The sequence below is a fragment of the Inquilinus ginsengisoli genome (genome assembly GCF_031453975.1).
GTDB lineage: Bacteria > Pseudomonadota > Alphaproteobacteria > DSM-16000 > Inquilinaceae > Inquilinus > Inquilinus ginsengisoli_A.
This window is the reverse complement of sequence record NZ_JAVDPW010000014.1, coordinates 48,892-63,113: the sequence shown is the minus strand read 5'-3', so window position 1 is coordinate 63,113 and position 14,222 is coordinate 48,892. Positions and strand designations below refer to the sequence as shown.

Annotated in this window: 14 protein-coding genes; 2 read left to right on the top strand and 12 right to left on the bottom strand. The window is 70.2% G+C overall.

The genetic code is table 11. From position 1 onward, the window contains the following. Window positions 1–29 precede the first annotated feature (29 nt). Entirely contained in the window at window positions 30–599 is a 570-nt protein-coding gene (locus E9232_RS31680; protein WP_309801124.1) for a flavin reductase family protein, read from the top strand. 10 nt (window positions 600–609) lie between these two features. Here the strand turns inward: E9232_RS31680 and otnC are convergent, their stop codons facing one another. The 12 genes from otnC to E9232_RS31620 form a co-directional block, all read right to left on the bottom strand. Beyond that, complete coding sequence (gene otnC, locus E9232_RS31675; protein WP_309801123.1) at window positions 610–1,278, bottom strand: 3-oxo-tetronate 4-phosphate decarboxylase; 669 nt, start codon at window positions 1,276–1,278, stop codon at window positions 610–612. A 39-nt stretch (window positions 1,279–1,317) separates the two neighbouring features. Continuing rightward, window positions 1,318–2,340: a UDP-N-acetylmuramate dehydrogenase gene (gene murB / locus E9232_RS31670; protein WP_309801122.1), complete on the bottom strand. Its 1,023-nt coding sequence runs from the start codon at window positions 2,338–2,340 to the stop codon at window positions 1,318–1,320. A 145-nt stretch (window positions 2,341–2,485) separates the two neighbouring features. After that, window positions 2,486–3,229, bottom strand: coding sequence for a DUF1194 domain-containing protein (locus tag E9232_RS31665; RefSeq protein WP_309801120.1), 744 nt, complete (start codon window positions 3,227–3,229; stop codon window positions 2,486–2,488). Next, window positions 3,226–4,143: an alpha/beta fold hydrolase gene (locus tag E9232_RS31660; RefSeq protein WP_309801117.1), complete on the bottom strand. Its 918-nt coding sequence runs from the start codon at window positions 4,141–4,143 to the stop codon at window positions 3,226–3,228. Before E9232_RS31660 ends, E9232_RS31665 begins: the two co-directional genes overlap by 4 nt. 3 nt (window positions 4,144–4,146) lie before the next feature. Continuing rightward, window positions 4,147–6,822 carry a pyruvate, phosphate dikinase gene (gene ppdK / locus E9232_RS31655; RefSeq protein WP_309801113.1) on the bottom strand — a complete coding sequence of 892 codons (2,676 nt, stop codon included), beginning with the start codon at window positions 6,820–6,822 and terminating at the stop codon, window positions 4,147–4,149. Window positions 6,823–7,342: 520 nt separating this feature from the next. Then, a complete protein-coding gene (gene glyS / locus E9232_RS31650) occupies window positions 7,343–9,445 on the bottom strand; it encodes a glycine--tRNA ligase subunit beta (RefSeq protein WP_309801111.1) in 2,103 nt (700 codons plus the stop codon). A gap of 1 nt (window position 9,446) precedes the next feature. Beyond that, window positions 9,447–10,361, bottom strand: a complete 915-nt coding sequence (locus tag E9232_RS31645; protein ID WP_309801110.1) for a glycine--tRNA ligase subunit alpha — start codon at window positions 10,359–10,361, stop codon at window positions 9,447–9,449. A gap of 345 nt (window positions 10,362–10,706) precedes the next feature. After that, window positions 10,707–10,895, bottom strand: coding sequence for a hypothetical protein (locus E9232_RS31640; protein ID WP_309801108.1), 189 nt, complete (start codon window positions 10,893–10,895; stop codon window positions 10,707–10,709). Window positions 10,896–10,899: 4 nt separating this feature from the next. Continuing rightward, entirely contained in the window at window positions 10,900–11,130 is a 231-nt protein-coding gene (locus tag E9232_RS31635; protein ID WP_309801106.1) for a hypothetical protein, read from the bottom strand. Window positions 11,131–11,145: 15 nt separating this feature from the next. Continuing rightward, complete coding sequence (locus tag E9232_RS31630; protein ID WP_309801104.1) at window positions 11,146–11,982, bottom strand: S49 family peptidase; 837 nt, start codon at window positions 11,980–11,982, stop codon at window positions 11,146–11,148. 72 nt (window positions 11,983–12,054) lie between these two features. Further along, window positions 12,055–12,813, bottom strand: a complete 759-nt coding sequence (locus tag E9232_RS31625) for a tRNA1(Val) (adenine(37)-N6)-methyltransferase (RefSeq protein WP_309801102.1) — start codon at window positions 12,811–12,813, stop codon at window positions 12,055–12,057. Then, window positions 12,806–13,063, bottom strand: coding sequence for a putative signal transducing protein (locus E9232_RS31620; RefSeq protein WP_309801098.1), 258 nt, complete (start codon window positions 13,061–13,063; stop codon window positions 12,806–12,808). Before E9232_RS31620 ends, E9232_RS31625 begins: the two co-directional genes overlap by 8 nt. 117 nt (window positions 13,064–13,180) lie before the next feature. On the opposite strand from E9232_RS31620, the gene E9232_RS31615 reads away from it, so the two are divergent. After that, complete coding sequence (locus E9232_RS31615; protein ID WP_309801320.1) at window positions 13,181–14,182, top strand: polyprenyl synthetase family protein; 1,002 nt, start codon at window positions 13,181–13,183, stop codon at window positions 14,180–14,182. Window positions 14,183–14,222 lie beyond the last annotated feature (40 nt).

Here is a 14,222-nt window from a genome sequence, read left to right as displayed (position 1 = left end):
CCTTCTCCGACGGCCCTCAGGGACAGACTTTGGTCGCGCGCACCTCGCTTCGCTACAACCCGGACCCGCGGCACCCGCCAGCGGTGCCCCGCGACCGTTTCGTCGAGGCGCTGACACGCCTGACGGCGACCATCTGCGTGGTCGGGGCGGTCGAGCCCGACGGCACCTGGCACGGCCGCACCGCCACGGCAGTGATGTCGCTGGCGGCCGACCCACCGACCATGCTGGTCTCGATCGACCGCACCAGCGCCATGGCCGGGGTGATCGAGGCCTCCGAGGGCTTCTCCGTCGCCATGCTGGCGGAGCACCAGGACGAGATCGCCGACGCTTTCGCCGGCAAGCTGCCGATCGCCCGCTCCGAACGCTTCACCCGCGGCACCTGGTCCGCCTGGCCGTCGGGCCGGCCGAAACTGGACGATGCGGTCGCCGTGATCGACTGCCACCTGATAGGCCTGACCGAGGTGAGCACCCACATCCTGTTCGTCGGCCTGGTCACCGAGGTCGAGACCCGCGACGCCTCTCCCCTGCTGTGGAGCCTTCGCCGCTACGCCGGCGTCGCCGCGCGCCAGACTTCGGCGCCTGGGGTCGACGAGGACTGAGAGACCGTCTCTAGTGCGGGTGCCCGTGGCCGTCCCCGGGCAGGTCGAGCTTGAACTCGGCGCGGAGATCGGCGATCTGGCCCGGCGACAGGAAGCGCGGGTTGAGCCCGCGCAGCAGCAGGTACAGCTTCGCCGTCTCCTCCAGCTCCTCGGTGGCGTAGACCGCGGCTTCCAGGCTCTCCCCCGCCACCACCGGGCCGTGATTGGCCAGCAGCACCGAGGAATAGCGTCCGGCGAGGCCGCGGATGGCGTCGGCCACCGCCGGGTCGCCGGGCCGGTAATAGGGCACCAGCGCCGTCGCCCCGACCCGCATCACGTAATAGGCCGTCATCGGCGGCAGCACCGCCTTGGGGTCGATCTCCGGCAGCATCGACACCGCGACCGAATGGGTCGAGTGCAGGTGCACGATGGCGCGGGCCGCGCCGCGCGTCTCGTAGAGGGCGCCGTGCAGCGGGATCTCCTTGGTGGGCTTGTCGCCGGACAGCAGCCGGCCCTCGGCGTCGAGCCGGGACAGCCGCGCCGGGTCGAGGAAGCCGAGCGAGGCGTTGGTCGGCGTCACCAGCCAGCCGCCATCGTCGAGCCGCAGGCTGATGTTGCCGGAGGAGCCGGGGGTCAGCCCGCGCTCGAACAGCGAGCGCCCGAAGCGGCAGATGTCCTCGCGCAGCCTGGTCTCGTCCACGATGTTGCCCTTCCCACTCGCTTCGTCAGGCCCGCGGCCTCAGAGAATCACCGGCTCCGGCTCCAGCGCCACGCCGTAGGTGTCGCGGACGCTGCGCTGGATCTCGCGGGCGAGGTCGAGGATCTCGGCCCCGGTGGCGCCGCCGCGGTTGACCAGCACCAGGGCCTGGCGGTCATGCACCGCGGCGCGGCCCACCGCCCTGCCCTTCCAGCCGCAACGGTCGATCAGCCAGCCGGCGGCCAGCTTCACCTGCCCGTCCGGCTGGGGATAGCCGACGAGGCCGGGGAAGGCTGCGGCCAGGTCGCCGTATTGCGCCGCCGGCACGATCGGGTTCTTGAAGAAGCTGCCGGCATTGCCGATCACCGCCGGGTCCGGCAGCTTCTGCCGCCGCACCGCGATCACCGCCTCGAAGATCTCCGCCGCCGAGACATCCGCCCGGTCGGCGAACACCCGCGCCAGGTCGGGATAGGTGGTCACCGGCCGCCACGGCCGCGGCAGGCGCAGGGTGACCGCGGTGACGATCCAGCGGTCGGGCTCGCGCTTGAACAGGCTGTCGCGGTAGCTGAAGCGGCAGGAGTCGCGGTCCAGCGTCACGAATGCCCCGGCTTTCGTGTCGAAAGCACGCAGGCTGTCGAACCGCTCCTCCAGCTCGACGCCATAGGCGCCGATGTTCTGGATCGGCGCGGCGCCGGCAGTGCCCGGGATCAGCGCCAGGTTCTCCAGCCCCGGCCGGTCCTGGGCTATGGTCCAGGCCACCAGCTCGTGCCAGACCTCGCCGGCCCCGGCCTCGACCAGGACCGCCTCGGCGCTCTCCCCAACCAGCCGCTTACCGGCGATCCGCATCAGCAGGGTCAGGCCATCGAAATCCCCGGTCAGCACCACATTGCTGCCGCCACCCAGCAGCCGGCGCGGCAGGCCGGCGAAGCGCGGATCGGCCAGCACCGCCGGCAGGTCGGCCTCGTCGCGGATCTCCACGGCATAGCGGCTGCGCGCGGCGATGCCGAAGCTGTTGGCGGATTGCAGCGGATGGTCGGTCAGGACGTCGTACATGGGCTCATGCATGGCCGGTTCAGTGCGCTCAACCAAGCTCTATCTGTCATGCCACGGCTTGACCGTGGCATCCAGGGGTGGCCAGAGCGGCTCGTGGTGGTCCCTGGATTGCCCGGTCAAGCCGGGCAATGACAAGAGAAGAACGGGTTTGCGGTCTCTACACCATCTCGTCGATCAGCTTGGCGGTCAGCGCCTGGATGAAGCTGTCCTTGCTGTCGGCAGTACGGACGAAGGCGCCGATGCCGCCGATCACGGATTGCCGGTAGTAGCTCTCCAGCCAGTCGTATTCGTCGAGGATGACCAGGGCGTTGACCGTCACCCCCGCGGCCTCCGCCGTGTCGCGGGCGGCCGACGGGTCGATGCCGGCGTTGGAAAAGCCGTTCGAGACGATGTCGATGGTCTGGCGCGGCGAGTCGAAGCCGTTGGCCTTGAACAGCGGCAGGGCGTCGAGCACGGCGCTGCCGATCGCGGTCGCCCCCGCTTCCTCCCCCGCCGGCGCCGCCAGCACCGCGTCGGCGAAGGCCTCGGCATCGGCCGCGCCGGCGAGGCGGCGCCAGGGCACCAGCACCTTGAGGCTGTGCGGCCCGTCGAAGCGGGCCAGCGCCACCGCGATGCCGCCGCGCGGGCCGGCGGCGATCGCCGCCTTGACCTTGTCGTCGCGGAAGGCGGCGGCGTGGCCGCGCAGCTGGAAAGCGAGCGCACCGGCAGTGATGCTGGCCGAGGCGTCGAGCAGCAGCACCAGCGACAGGTCCACCGGCTCGGCCTTCGCCGCGGGTTCCGGCGGGGGCTGCGGAGCCGGTGCCGAATCGGGCGGCGAAGGGGCCGGAGCCTGCGCCGCGGCCAGCAGCGGCGGCATCAGCAAGGCGCCGGCCAACCAGCCGGCGAAGTGCCGCCGCCTCATGGCGCCAGCGGGGCCAGGAAACCGTCGGCGTCGCGCCAGAAGGCGGCTCGGATGTCGTCGCGTTCCATCAGGATCTCGTGCCGGGACTGGGGATACACGATCACCCGGCAATCGGGCATCCGTTGGGCGACCCGGCGCGACGCCGCGTTGTCGACCAGCCTCTCCTGCCCCGCCAGCAGCATCAGCGTCGGCACCCGGATGCCGGGCGCCGACCGCAGGATCTCCCCGGTCGAACGGAAGGCGGCGGCCAGCCAGCCCCAGGTGATGCCGGAGACGCGGTAGTCCGGATGGTCGCGGAACCAGTCGGCCTGGATGCGGTTGCGCACCGGGTCGCCCGACAGCAGCCGCTGCGGATCGAGCAGCCGCTGCGGATCATAGGCGGCCTCGCCCAGCGCATAGCGCCGCCCCCGGCCCAGCGCTGCCGCCAACGGCGACAGCAGCTGCGCCGCCCGGCGGGCCGCGGGCGCGGCGATGGGCACTACCATCGGCGCGGTCAGGATCGCGCCGGCAGCCAGGTCTGGCCGGGCCGCCATCAGCCGCAGGGCGAGGTGGCCGCCCATGGAATGGCCGAGCAGGATCAGCGGCCCCTCGGTGGCCGGTTTCACCACCTGGTCGGCCACTGCGGCCGCATCGCGGACCAGCGGGTCGAAGCTGTCGTAATGGCCGGTCTGGTCGCCCTCCGGCATGCGGGTCGACAGGCCCTGGCCGCGCCAGTCGAAGCCGAAGACTCGAAAACCGCGGGCGATCAGCTCGCCCGCAGTCTCGCGGTACTTCTCGATGAACTCGCTGCGGCCGTTCAGGATCAGGACGGTGCCACGCACCCTCCCCTCCGGCTCCGGCCACACGCCCCAGCGCAGCCGCGCCCCGTCCGGTGTCATCAGCACATCGGTCCGGGGCGCGGCTGCGAGGTCCATCGGCTACTCGGCCTTCACTTCGGATCGCAGGGCCGCCTGGGCCGCGGCCAGGCGGGCGATCGGCACCCGGTAAGGCGAGCAGGAGACGTAGTCGAGCCCGACCGATTCGCAGAAATGGATCGAGGCCGGGTCGCCGCCATGTTCGCCGCAGATGCCGAGCTTGATCTCCGGCCGGGTCTTGCGGCCGCGTTCGGCGGCCAGCGACACCAGCTCGCCCACCCCGTCGCGGTCGATGGTGACGAAGGGGTCCTGCTCCAGGATGCCGGCGCGGGTGTAGTCCGGCAGGAAGGTGCCCGCATCGTCGCGGCTGATCCCGAAGGTGGTCTGGGTCAGGTCGTTGGTGCCGAAGGAGAAGAACTCCGCCGTCTCCGCCAGCTCATGCGCCCTGAGCGCCGCGCGCGGCAGCTCGATCATGGTGCCGATGAGGTAGTCGAGCTTGGCGCCCTTCTCCTTCTCGACCGAAGCCGCGACCGCCACGATCGCGGCTTTCAGGATGTCGAGCTCCTTCTTCGAGAAGGCCAGCGGGATCATGATCTCCGGGATCACGGTCTCACCGGTCGCGGCCTTGACCTCGACCACCGCCTCGAAGATCGCCCGCGCCTGCATCTCGTATATCTCCGGGAAGGAGATGCCGAGGCGGCAGCCGCGATGGCCGAGCATCGGGTTGCTCTCGTGCAGCTGCGCCGTGCGGTGGCGCACCCGGCCGAGATCGACCCCGGCGACTCTCGCCACCTCCGCCAGGTCCTCCTCGGTGCGCGGCAGGAACTCGTGCAGCGGCGGGTCGAGCAGGCGGATGGTGACCGGCAGGCCGGTCATGATGGTGAACAGCTCGACGAAATCCTTGCGCTGCATCGGCAGAATCTCGGCCAGCGCCACCTTCCGCGCCTCCACCGACTCCGCCACGATCATGCGGCGCACGGCGGTGATGCGGTCGGCCTCGAAGAACATGTGCTCGGTGCGGCACAGGCCGATGCCCTCGGCCCCGAACTTGCGGGCGGTGCGGGCGTCGAGCGGGGTCTCGGCATTGGCGCGGATCTTCATCCGGCGCACCGCATCGGCCCACCCCATCAGCGTGGCGAAGTCGCCCGACAGCTCGGGCTGCACCGTCGGCACCTCGCCCTGCATCACCTCGCCGGCGCTGCCGTCGATGGTGATGACGTCGCCGACCTTCAGCGTGATGCCACCGACCGAGACGGTCTTCGCCTTCGGGTCGATGCGCAGGTCGCCGGCGCCGGAAACGCAGGGCCGGCCCATGCCGCGGGCCACCACGGCCGCGTGGCTGGTCATGCCGCCGCGGCTGGTCAGGATGCCGGCCGCGGCGTGCATGCCGTGGATGTCCTCGGGGCTGGTCTCCTCGCGCACCAGGATCACCCGGTCGCCCATCTGGGCCAGGGTCTCGGCCTCATCGGCGGTCAGCACGATCTTGCCCGAGGCGGCGCCGGGCGACGCCGGCAAGCCCTTGGCGATGACGTCGCGCTTGGCCTTGGGGTCGAGCGTCGGGTGCAGAAGCTGGTCGAGCGCCTGCGGCTCGACCCGGCGCACCGCCTCGCGCTGGTCGATCACCCCGCCCTCGGCCAGTTCGACCGCGATGCGCAGCGCGGCGGCCGCGGTGCGCTTGCCGTTGCGGGTCTGCAGGATGTAGAGCCGGCCCTGCTGGACCGTGAACTCGATGTCCTGCATGTCGCGGTAGTGGGCCTCGAGCCGGTCGCGGATGTCGCAGAGCTGCCGGAAGGTCTCCGGCATGGTCTCCTCCATCGACGGCAGGTCGCTGCCCGCCTGCTCGCGCGACACCTTGGTCAGGTTCTGCGGCGTGCGGATGCCGGCGACCACGTCCTCGCCCTGGGCGTTGACCAGGTATTCGCCGTAGAAGGCGTTCTCGCCGGTCGACGGGTTGCGGGTGAAGGCGACACCGGTGGCGCAGTCGTCGCCCATGTTGCCGAACACCATGGCCTGGACGGTGACCGCAGTGCCCCAGCTGGCCGGGATGTCGTGCAGCCGGCGGTAGGTGATGGCGCGCTGGTTCATCCAGGACCCGAACACGGCGCCGACGGCGCCCCACAGCTGGTCCTCGGGATCCTGCGGGAAGGGCTGGCCGAGATCGGTCTCGACCACCGCCTTGTAGCGGTCGACCAGGGTCTGCAGGTCCTGGGCGGTCAGCTCGGTGTCGAGCGACACGCCGCGCTCGCGCTTGATGCCCTCGAGCTCGTCCTCGAAGCGGTAATGCTCCACCCCCAGCACGACGTCGCCATACATCTGGATGAAGCGGCGGTAGCTGTCATAGGCGAAGCGCGCATCGCCGGTGCGGGCGGCCAGGCCGCCGACGGTCTCGTCGTTGAGGCCGAGATTGAGCACTGTGTCCATCATGCCCGGCATCGAGGCGCGGGCGCCGGAGCGGACCGAGACCAGCAGCGGGTTGGCCTTGTCGCCGAACCTGGCGCCGACCACCGATTCGATCTGGCCAAGCGCGGCCTGGACCTGAGCCTTCAGCTCGTCCGGATAGGTCCGGTCGTGGTCATAGTAGTGGGAGCACAGCTCGGTGGTGACGGTGAAGCCGGGCGGCACCGGCAGCCCCAGGACGCTCATTTCGGCGAGGTTGGCGCCCTTGCCGCCGAGCAGGTTGCGCATTTCGGCGCGGCCATCGGCCTTGCCGTTCCCGAAGCCGTAGACCCATTTGGTCATAACGTTCGACACTCCACCTTGGCGTGCTTGGGAGAGGGACGGAGCCCGGATCGGCGACCCGGGGCGGCAAAGGCGGCACGACACAACGGAACCGGGCCCGTCAGGCGGCCCGGCAGCGAACAGGCGACCGGCAAACGAATGTCTGCGGTCCGGTGCATCATACCTCCGCCTCGATCCAGCGCAGCGGGGAAACGGTCGGATCCCCCTACGTGTTCCTTGCCTTGCACCGCAGCGAGCCGATGAAGTCAAGCGCGGAAAGCCGGCGGAATTCCTCGTACTTTTACCTTTTTGCAGCGCAACGAGGCGCGGCCACGATTCGTAAGGACAGAGAGAAAAATCGCCGCGCGTCTGATAAGCGGGCATAGGAGATCGTCCCATGTCCGATTGGATCGGGCATGGGACGAAAACGACGAGTCGGAGCGATGCCGGCGACTCCAGGGTGGCAAGGAGGGCAGCCACTCTCTGCCCGGCCGGCTTCGACCGAGACGCGGCCGAATGACGCGCCGCGCCTCGTGAAGGCCTAGCCTTCGACCCGCGAGAAGTCGGCAACGGCGTCCATCGAGCGTGCCAAGTCCTCGAGCAGCGCCAGCCGGTTGCGGCGCAGGGTCGGATCCGGGTCGTTGACCAGCACCGCGTCGAAGAAGGCGTCGACCGCCGGCCGCCAGCCGGCCAGCACCGTCATGGCACCGCCGAAGCGGCCTTCAGCCAGGGCCGAGCGCAGCGGCTGCACATCCGCGTCCAGCCGCTCGAACAGCGACCGCTCCTCGGCCATGGTGAAGCGCGACGCATCGACATCGCCGAACGCCTCGACCCCGTCCTTCTTGCGCTCGATCCGGGCGATGTTGCCGGCGCGGCGATAGGCGGTGAGCAGGTTGGCGCCGTCCTCGGTGCGCAGGAACCCGTCCAGCGCCTCGACCCGGCCGAGCAGGCGCAGCAGATCGTCCTCGGCCCCGACCGCGAAGACGGCGTCGACCAGGTCGTGGCGCACGCCCTTCTCGCGCATCGCCACCTTCAGCCGGTCGGCGATGAAGACGATGAGCTCGTCGACCACGGTGGCGCGGTCGCGCAAGCCGTCGACACGATAGGCGTCCCAGGCCGCGGCGAAGACGGTGCGCAGCGACAGCGCCAAGCCGTTCTCGACCACCAGCCGGATCACGCCCAGCGCGGCACGGCGCAACGCATAGGGGTCGCGGCTGCCGGTCGGTTTCTCGTCGATGGCGAAGAATCCGGCCAGGGTGTCGATCTTGTCGGCCAGCGCCACGGCGATCGAGACCGGCGCGGTCGGGCAGCGGTCGCTGGGGCCGACCGGCTTGTAGTGGTCAGCGATCGCCTCGGCGACGTCCGGCACCTCGCCCTGGGCCAGGGCGTAATAACGGCCCATCAGCCCCTGCAGCTCCGGGAACTCGCCGACCATTTCCGAGGTCAGGTCGGCCTTGGCCAGCCGCGCGGCACGGTCGGCCTGGGCCGGGTCGGCGCCCAGCTTCGGCGCCAGCCAGGCGGCCAGCGCCGCCATGCGCCCGACCTTCTGCGCCACGCTGCCGAGCCTGGCATGGAAGATGATCGGGTCGAGGCTGGCGACCCGGTTTTCCAACGGGGTCTTGCGGTCCTGGTCCCAGAAGAACTTGGCGTCGGACAGGCGGGCGCGCAGCACCCGCTCATTGCCGTCGATGACGGTGGCGCCGCCGTCCCTGGTCTCGGTGTTGGCGACCACGGCGAAGCGCGCCGCCAGCTTGCCGTCCGCCCCTTCCAGGGCGAAATAGCGTTGATGCGTGCGCATCGAGGTGACCAGCACCTCCTCCGGCACTGCCATGAAGGCGTCGTCGATGCGGCCGAGATAGGCCACCGGCCATTCGACCAGCCCAGCCACCTCGTCCAGCAGGCCGGGATCGTCGCGCAGCGCCAGCCCGGCTGCCTTGGCCTGGCTGTCGACCTGCGCCTTGATCAGCGCCTTGCGCTCCTCGCGGTCCAGCACGACAAAGGCCTCGCGCAGCTTGGCCCGGTAGTCGGCGAAGCTGGCGACCTTGATCCGCTGCGGTGCCAGGAAACGATGGCCGACGGTGCTGTCGACCGCCGCCTTGGCCCCCTCGCCCGACCCATCGATGTCAGGCTTGTGCAGGTCGTAGCGGAACGGCACCAGCTGGCCGTCGAACAGCGCCAGCACATGGTGCAGCGGGCGCACCCAGCGCACCACCTGCTCCGCCGCGCGCATCGACTTCGGCCAGGGCAGGCCGAGGATCGCCTTGCGGATCACCTCCGGCAGCAGGTCGGCGGTCGGGCCGCCCGGGATGGTCAGGCTGGCGAACCAGATCTTGCCCTTCGGCGTGTCGCGCTGTTCGCACTGGTCGAGCGTCAGCCCGGTCGCCTTGAGGAAGCCGTCGATCGCCTGCTGCGGCGCGTCGACCTTCGGGCCCTTGCGCTCCTCGGCCACATCCGGGCGCACCGCCGGCAGGCCGTCGACCACCAGCGCCAGGCGCCGCGGCGTGACGAAGGCCTCGGCCGTGGCGAAGGCCAGGCCCGCCGCCTTCAGCGCGTCGGTGACGAGGGTCTTGAGATCCTCCGCCGCACGCGCCTGCATGCGGGCCGGGATCTCCTCGGAGAAGAGTTCGAGCAGGAATTCGGCCACGTCAGCGCACCCCTTCGCGATGCTCTTTGGCCCGATGCTCTTTGGATGTCACCACCCAAAGGGCGCAGCAGGCCCGGGCGAGGTCGCGCACGCGGCCGATATAGGCGGCGCGCTCGACCACGGAGATCACGCCGCGGGCGTCGAGCAGGTTGAAGTTGTGGCCGGCCTTGAGGCACTGGTCATAGGCCGGCAGCGCCAGCCGGCGCTCCAGCAGCACCTTGCACTCCTGCTCCGCATCGTTGAAGTGCTGCAGCAGGATGGCGGTGTCGGCATGCTCGAAATTATAGGCCGAGTATTCGCGTTCGGCCTGCAGGAACACGTCGCCATACAGCTTGGCACCCGGCGTCTGCGGGTCGTTGAACGGCAGGTCGTAGACGCTCTTCACGTTCAGCAGATACATCGCCAGCCGCTCGAGCCCATAGGTCAGCTCGACCGGCACTGGGTCGCATTCGATGCCGCCGACCTGCTGGAAATAGGTGTACTGGGTGACCTCCATGCCGTCGCACCAGACCTCCCAGCCGAGGCCCCAGGCTCCGAGCGTCGGATTCTCCCAATCGTCCTCGACGAAGCGGATGTCGTGCACCGCCGGGTCGATGCCGAGGGCGTAGAGGCTCTGCAGGTACAGGTCCTGCGCATCGGCCGGCGCCGGCTTCATCAGCACCTGGAACTGGTAGTAGTGCTGCAGCCGGTTCGGGTTCTCGCCGTAGCGCCCGTCCTTCGGCCGGCGCGAGGGCTGGACATAGGCGACGTTCCAGACCCGGTCGGGACCGAGCGACCGCAGCGTCGTCGCCGGGTGCGAGGTACCGGCCCCGACCTCCATGTCGTAAGGCTGCAGGATCAGGCATCCCTGGGCGGCCCAGAAATTCTGCAGCCGCAGGATGATCTCCTGGAAACTCTTCGGGGGTGGGGCGACCACTGGGAAGTCTCGGGGCGACATGTCTCGGCCGGCGGCTGGAGTGAGGCCGCGCACCATAGGGCGCCGGGCCGGAGGCATCAAGCGCGCGGCGTAACCATTCGCTACGTCATGGCACCCGCGCCAACACCAGGAAACATAAGGCGTGGAGGGTGAGAGGGCCGCCTTTGTGGGAGTGGTAGACGTTGCATTTTGTTACGCGACCGGCATCCGTGCTTGGCTCAGAAACACCAAACTCCCATTGATGTCATGCCACGGCTTGACCGTGGCATCCAGGGGCGGCCAGAGCGGCTCTTGGTGGCCCCTGGATTGCCCGGTCAAGCCGGGCAATGACAGCAAGAAAGCAACCTACCTGCCTTTGCGCAGGCGGGCTTCGGCAATGCGATCAATCAGGGCCCGGGTCTCGGCCACGACCTGCTCATGCGGAATCCACTTTGTCGCCGGATCATCGGCCTCGCGCAGCCGCTGCTCCAGCTCGGCATCGACCCAGGCGTCATATTCGGCAAATTCAGCGTCGGTCGGCAGCCGCCCAGTCATGTCCTCACCCCTCGCAGCGATGCCCCAGGCCGTCGGCGTGGTAGGCGCCGCAGCGGGGACAGCGGACCAGGTCCTCGGCACCCTTCACCGCCGTCTTTTGACGGGCGCGGTGCTGCCGGGACAGCGTGTCGCGCCGCGCCGCCGCCTCACGGGTCATGCCGGCGCGGCGGACCGCGCCCATGATCCAGAACACGCCCACCACCAGGGCGATCAGGACGGCGAGTTTGGCGAACATTGACCGTGGAGATCCTTACAGCCCGTAGCGGGACCAGAGCAGCCGATCCTCCACCGTGGCGACGGCGCTGTCCATGGCGGCAACGATCCGGGTGTCGGCCCGGGTAAGACGGCGCAGCCAGCCGGTGCGCTGCTGCACAGGCCGCAGTCGGAGCTTGGGCCCGAACTTGGCGCGCAGCACCGCGTGGGAATGGCCGATGCCGTCGGCGAGGCCGAGCACCCGGCCCTGCGCCCCAGTCCAGAACTCGCCGCTGAACAGGGTGGCGTCATCCGCCGTCAGCCGCCCGCCGCGGCGGGACCGGATATGGGCGATAAAGCTGGCATGGATCTCCCGCTGCAGCTCCTCCAGCTTGGCCACATCCTCCGGCCGCTCCGGCTGGAACGGATCGAGGATCGCCTTGCGCGTGCCGGCGGTGTGGACCCGGCGCTCGACCCCGATCCGGGCGATCAGGTCCTGGAAGCCGAAGCCGGAGGAGACCACGCCGATCGAACCGACGATCGAGCTGTCGTCGACCCAGATCTCGTCGGCGGCGCAGGCCAGCCAGTAGCCGCCCGAGGCGGCGACATCCTCGACGAAGGCGAAGACCGGCACCTTCTTCTCCTCCGCCAGGTCGCGGATGCGGCGGGCAATCAACGAGGACTGCACCGGCGACCCGCCGGGCGAATTGACCACCAGCGCCACCGCCGCCAGGCCCTTGGGCTTGAACGCCGCGTCGATCAGCTTGGCCAGCCGCTCCAGCGACAGGCCCTGGGAGAACGGCCCCCGCCCGCCGATCACGCCGCGCAGGGGCAGCACCGTCACCAGCGGCCCCTCGCCGCGGCCGAAGAAGGGAAGACGGGAGAGAAGGCCCATGACGCGCTCGCGATCGGTTTCCGGTCGGCAGGATATGGCCCGCCTGTCCGCAAATTCAAAAGGGCGGAAAATTCAAAAGGCGCGGCCTCGGACCGCCAGCGGCGCCGCGTCGCGCAGCACCGCCTGCGCCGCCGGGGTGAAGCCGCCGTCGGAATCGTGCAGCACCAGCCCGGCCGACAGCACCGCCGGCGACCGCCCGCCCCGCCGCGCCTGTACCAGGATCCGCCGCGCCGGCGCCCCCGCCTTGGGCCACAGCGGGAACAGGGTGACGGAGCCGAAGGCCGGCCGCAGCGCGGCGCAGATCTCGTCGACCCGGTCGGCGCGATGGATCAGGGTCAGCCAGCCGCGCGGCTTTAGCGCCCGCGCCGCCGCGTCGATCCAGCCGTGCAGCGCCAGCCCGTCCTCGACATTCGCCGCCGCCTTGATCGGGTGTGCCGAGGCGCGGCCGCGGCCCGGCGGCAGGAAGGGCGGATTCACCATCACCCGGTCGAAGGGCGCGCCGGGAATCGGGGCGGCGACGCTGCCCTCGACGATCACGGCGCGGCCGGCCAGGCCGTTGAGGCCGAGATTCTCCCGCGCCAGCCCGGCCAGCACCGGGTCGCGCTCGACCCCGGTCACCGCGACGCCGGGACAACGCGTGGCCAGGCACAGCAGCGCGGCGCCGACGCCGCAGCCGAGATCGGCCACCCGCTCACCGGGCTCCGCCGCCACCGCCGCGGCCAGCAGTACCGGATCGATCGCGGCGCGATAGCCCTCCCGCAGCTGGCGCAGCCGCACCCGGCCGTCGAGCAGCCGGTCCTCGCCGGACACGGCCGCCGCGGCCTCAGGCATCCGGCAGGCTTTCCCCCGCCGAGAGCAGAATATCCCGCGCCTCGGCCCAGTCGTCGATGGCCACCATCAGGCGGCGCGGCAAGATGCCTAGGCTCCCTTCCAGCACGGATGTGTGCATATCCAGGATGATGCTTTCGATCCGTGCATCGGCCAGCAGCGCCGTCAGGAAGGACAGCCGGACCGGGTCGTTGGTTCGCAGAAGCTCTTTCACGGGGTCCATTTCTCGTTTATGCAGCGCACACACGATCATGGTGACACAATCCGGTCCGGATCGCTGCTCTGCTGCATACCGGAACCGGAAGGATCGGGAGTGGATATTGAGGAGCCGGGCTTGACCGCCAGAGTCGGAGCGACGAGAGCCGAATCCCTGCCGCCGGAACCGCAGGCCGATTCCGGCGCGCTGGACCGGCTGACCGCGCTGGTGGCCGACGATCTGGCCGCGGTCAACGCGCTGATCCTGGACCGGATGCAGAGTTCGGTCGACCTGATCCCCCAACTGGCCGGCTACCTGATCGCCTCGGGCGGCAAGCGCATCCGGCCGGTGCTGACCCTGGCCTCGGCCCGGCTGTGCGGCCATCGCGGCCAGCGCCACATCGGCCTGGCCGCCGCGGTCGAGTTCATCCACACCGCCACCCTGCTGCATGATGACGTGGTCGACGAGAGCGACCTGCGGCGCGGCAAGGCCTCCGCCAATGTCGTGTTCGGCAACCAGGCCAGCGTGCTGGTCGGCGACTTCCTGTTCTCCCGCGCCTTCCAGGTGATGGTCGAGGACGGGTCGGTCGATACGCTGGGCATCCTGGCCAACGCCTCGGCGGTGATCGCCGAGGGCGAGGTGCTGCAGCTCTCGGCCGCGCATGACACGGTGACCAGCCGCGACACCTATCTCAGGATCATCCGGGCCAAGACCGCCGAGCTGTTCGCGGCGGCCTGCGAGATCGGTGCCGTGGTGGCCGACCGCAGCCCGGCCGATTGCGCCGCAATGCGCAGCTTCGGCACCGAGCTGGGGATTGCCTTCCAGATCGTCGACGACGTGCTGGACTATTCCGCCCGCCAGGCCCGGTTGGGCAAGACCATCGGCGACGATTTCCGCGAGGGCAAGATCACCCTGCCGGTGATCCTGGCCATGGAGCGCGGCAGCGAGGACGAGCGCGGCTTCTGGCGCCGCACGCTGGAAGAGGGCGAGCAGACCGACCAGGACCTCGACCATGCGGTGACGCTGCTGCAGCGCCACGGCACGCTGGCCGACAGCATGGCGGCGGCGCGGACGCATGCGGAGGCGGCCCGCCGGGCGCTGGCCCTGCTGCCGGCGTCGCCGATGCGCGCGGCGCTGGAAGATGTGGTCGATTTCGTGGTCGAGCGGGATTTCTGACGGATTGACGACACTGGCTATTGCGGCCCCCCGCCAGTCC

Bases quoted from the DNA above. Each gene is read 5' to 3' on its own strand.
- murB (WP_309801122.1), bottom strand. From the start codon at position 2,340: ATGCATGAGCCCATGTACGACGTCCTGACCGACCATCCGCTGCAATCC.
- E9232_RS31665 (WP_309801120.1), bottom strand. From the start codon at position 3,229: ATGAGGCGGCGGCACTTCGCCGGCTGGTTGGCCGGCGCCTTGCTGATG.
- E9232_RS31660 (WP_309801117.1), bottom strand. From the start codon at position 4,143: ATGGACCTCGCAGCCGCGCCCCGGACCGATGTGCTGATGACACCGGAC.
- ppdK (WP_309801113.1), bottom strand. From the start codon at position 6,822: ATGACCAAATGGGTCTACGGCTTCGGGAACGGCAAGGCCGATGGCCGC.
- E9232_RS31640 (WP_309801108.1), bottom strand. From the start codon at position 10,895: ATGACTGGGCGGCTGCCGACCGACGCTGAATTTGCCGAATATGACGCC.
- E9232_RS31635 (WP_309801106.1), bottom strand. From the start codon at position 11,130: ATGTTCGCCAAACTCGCCGTCCTGATCGCCCTGGTGGTGGGCGTGTTC.
- E9232_RS31630 (WP_309801104.1), bottom strand. From the start codon at position 11,982: ATGGGCCTTCTCTCCCGTCTTCCCTTCTTCGGCCGCGGCGAGGGGCCG.
- E9232_RS31625 (WP_309801102.1), bottom strand. From the start codon at position 12,813: ATGCCTGAGGCCGCGGCGGCCGTGTCCGGCGAGGACCGGCTGCTCGAC.
- E9232_RS31620 (WP_309801098.1), bottom strand. From the start codon at position 13,063: ATGATCGTGTGTGCGCTGCATAAACGAGAAATGGACCCCGTGAAAGAG.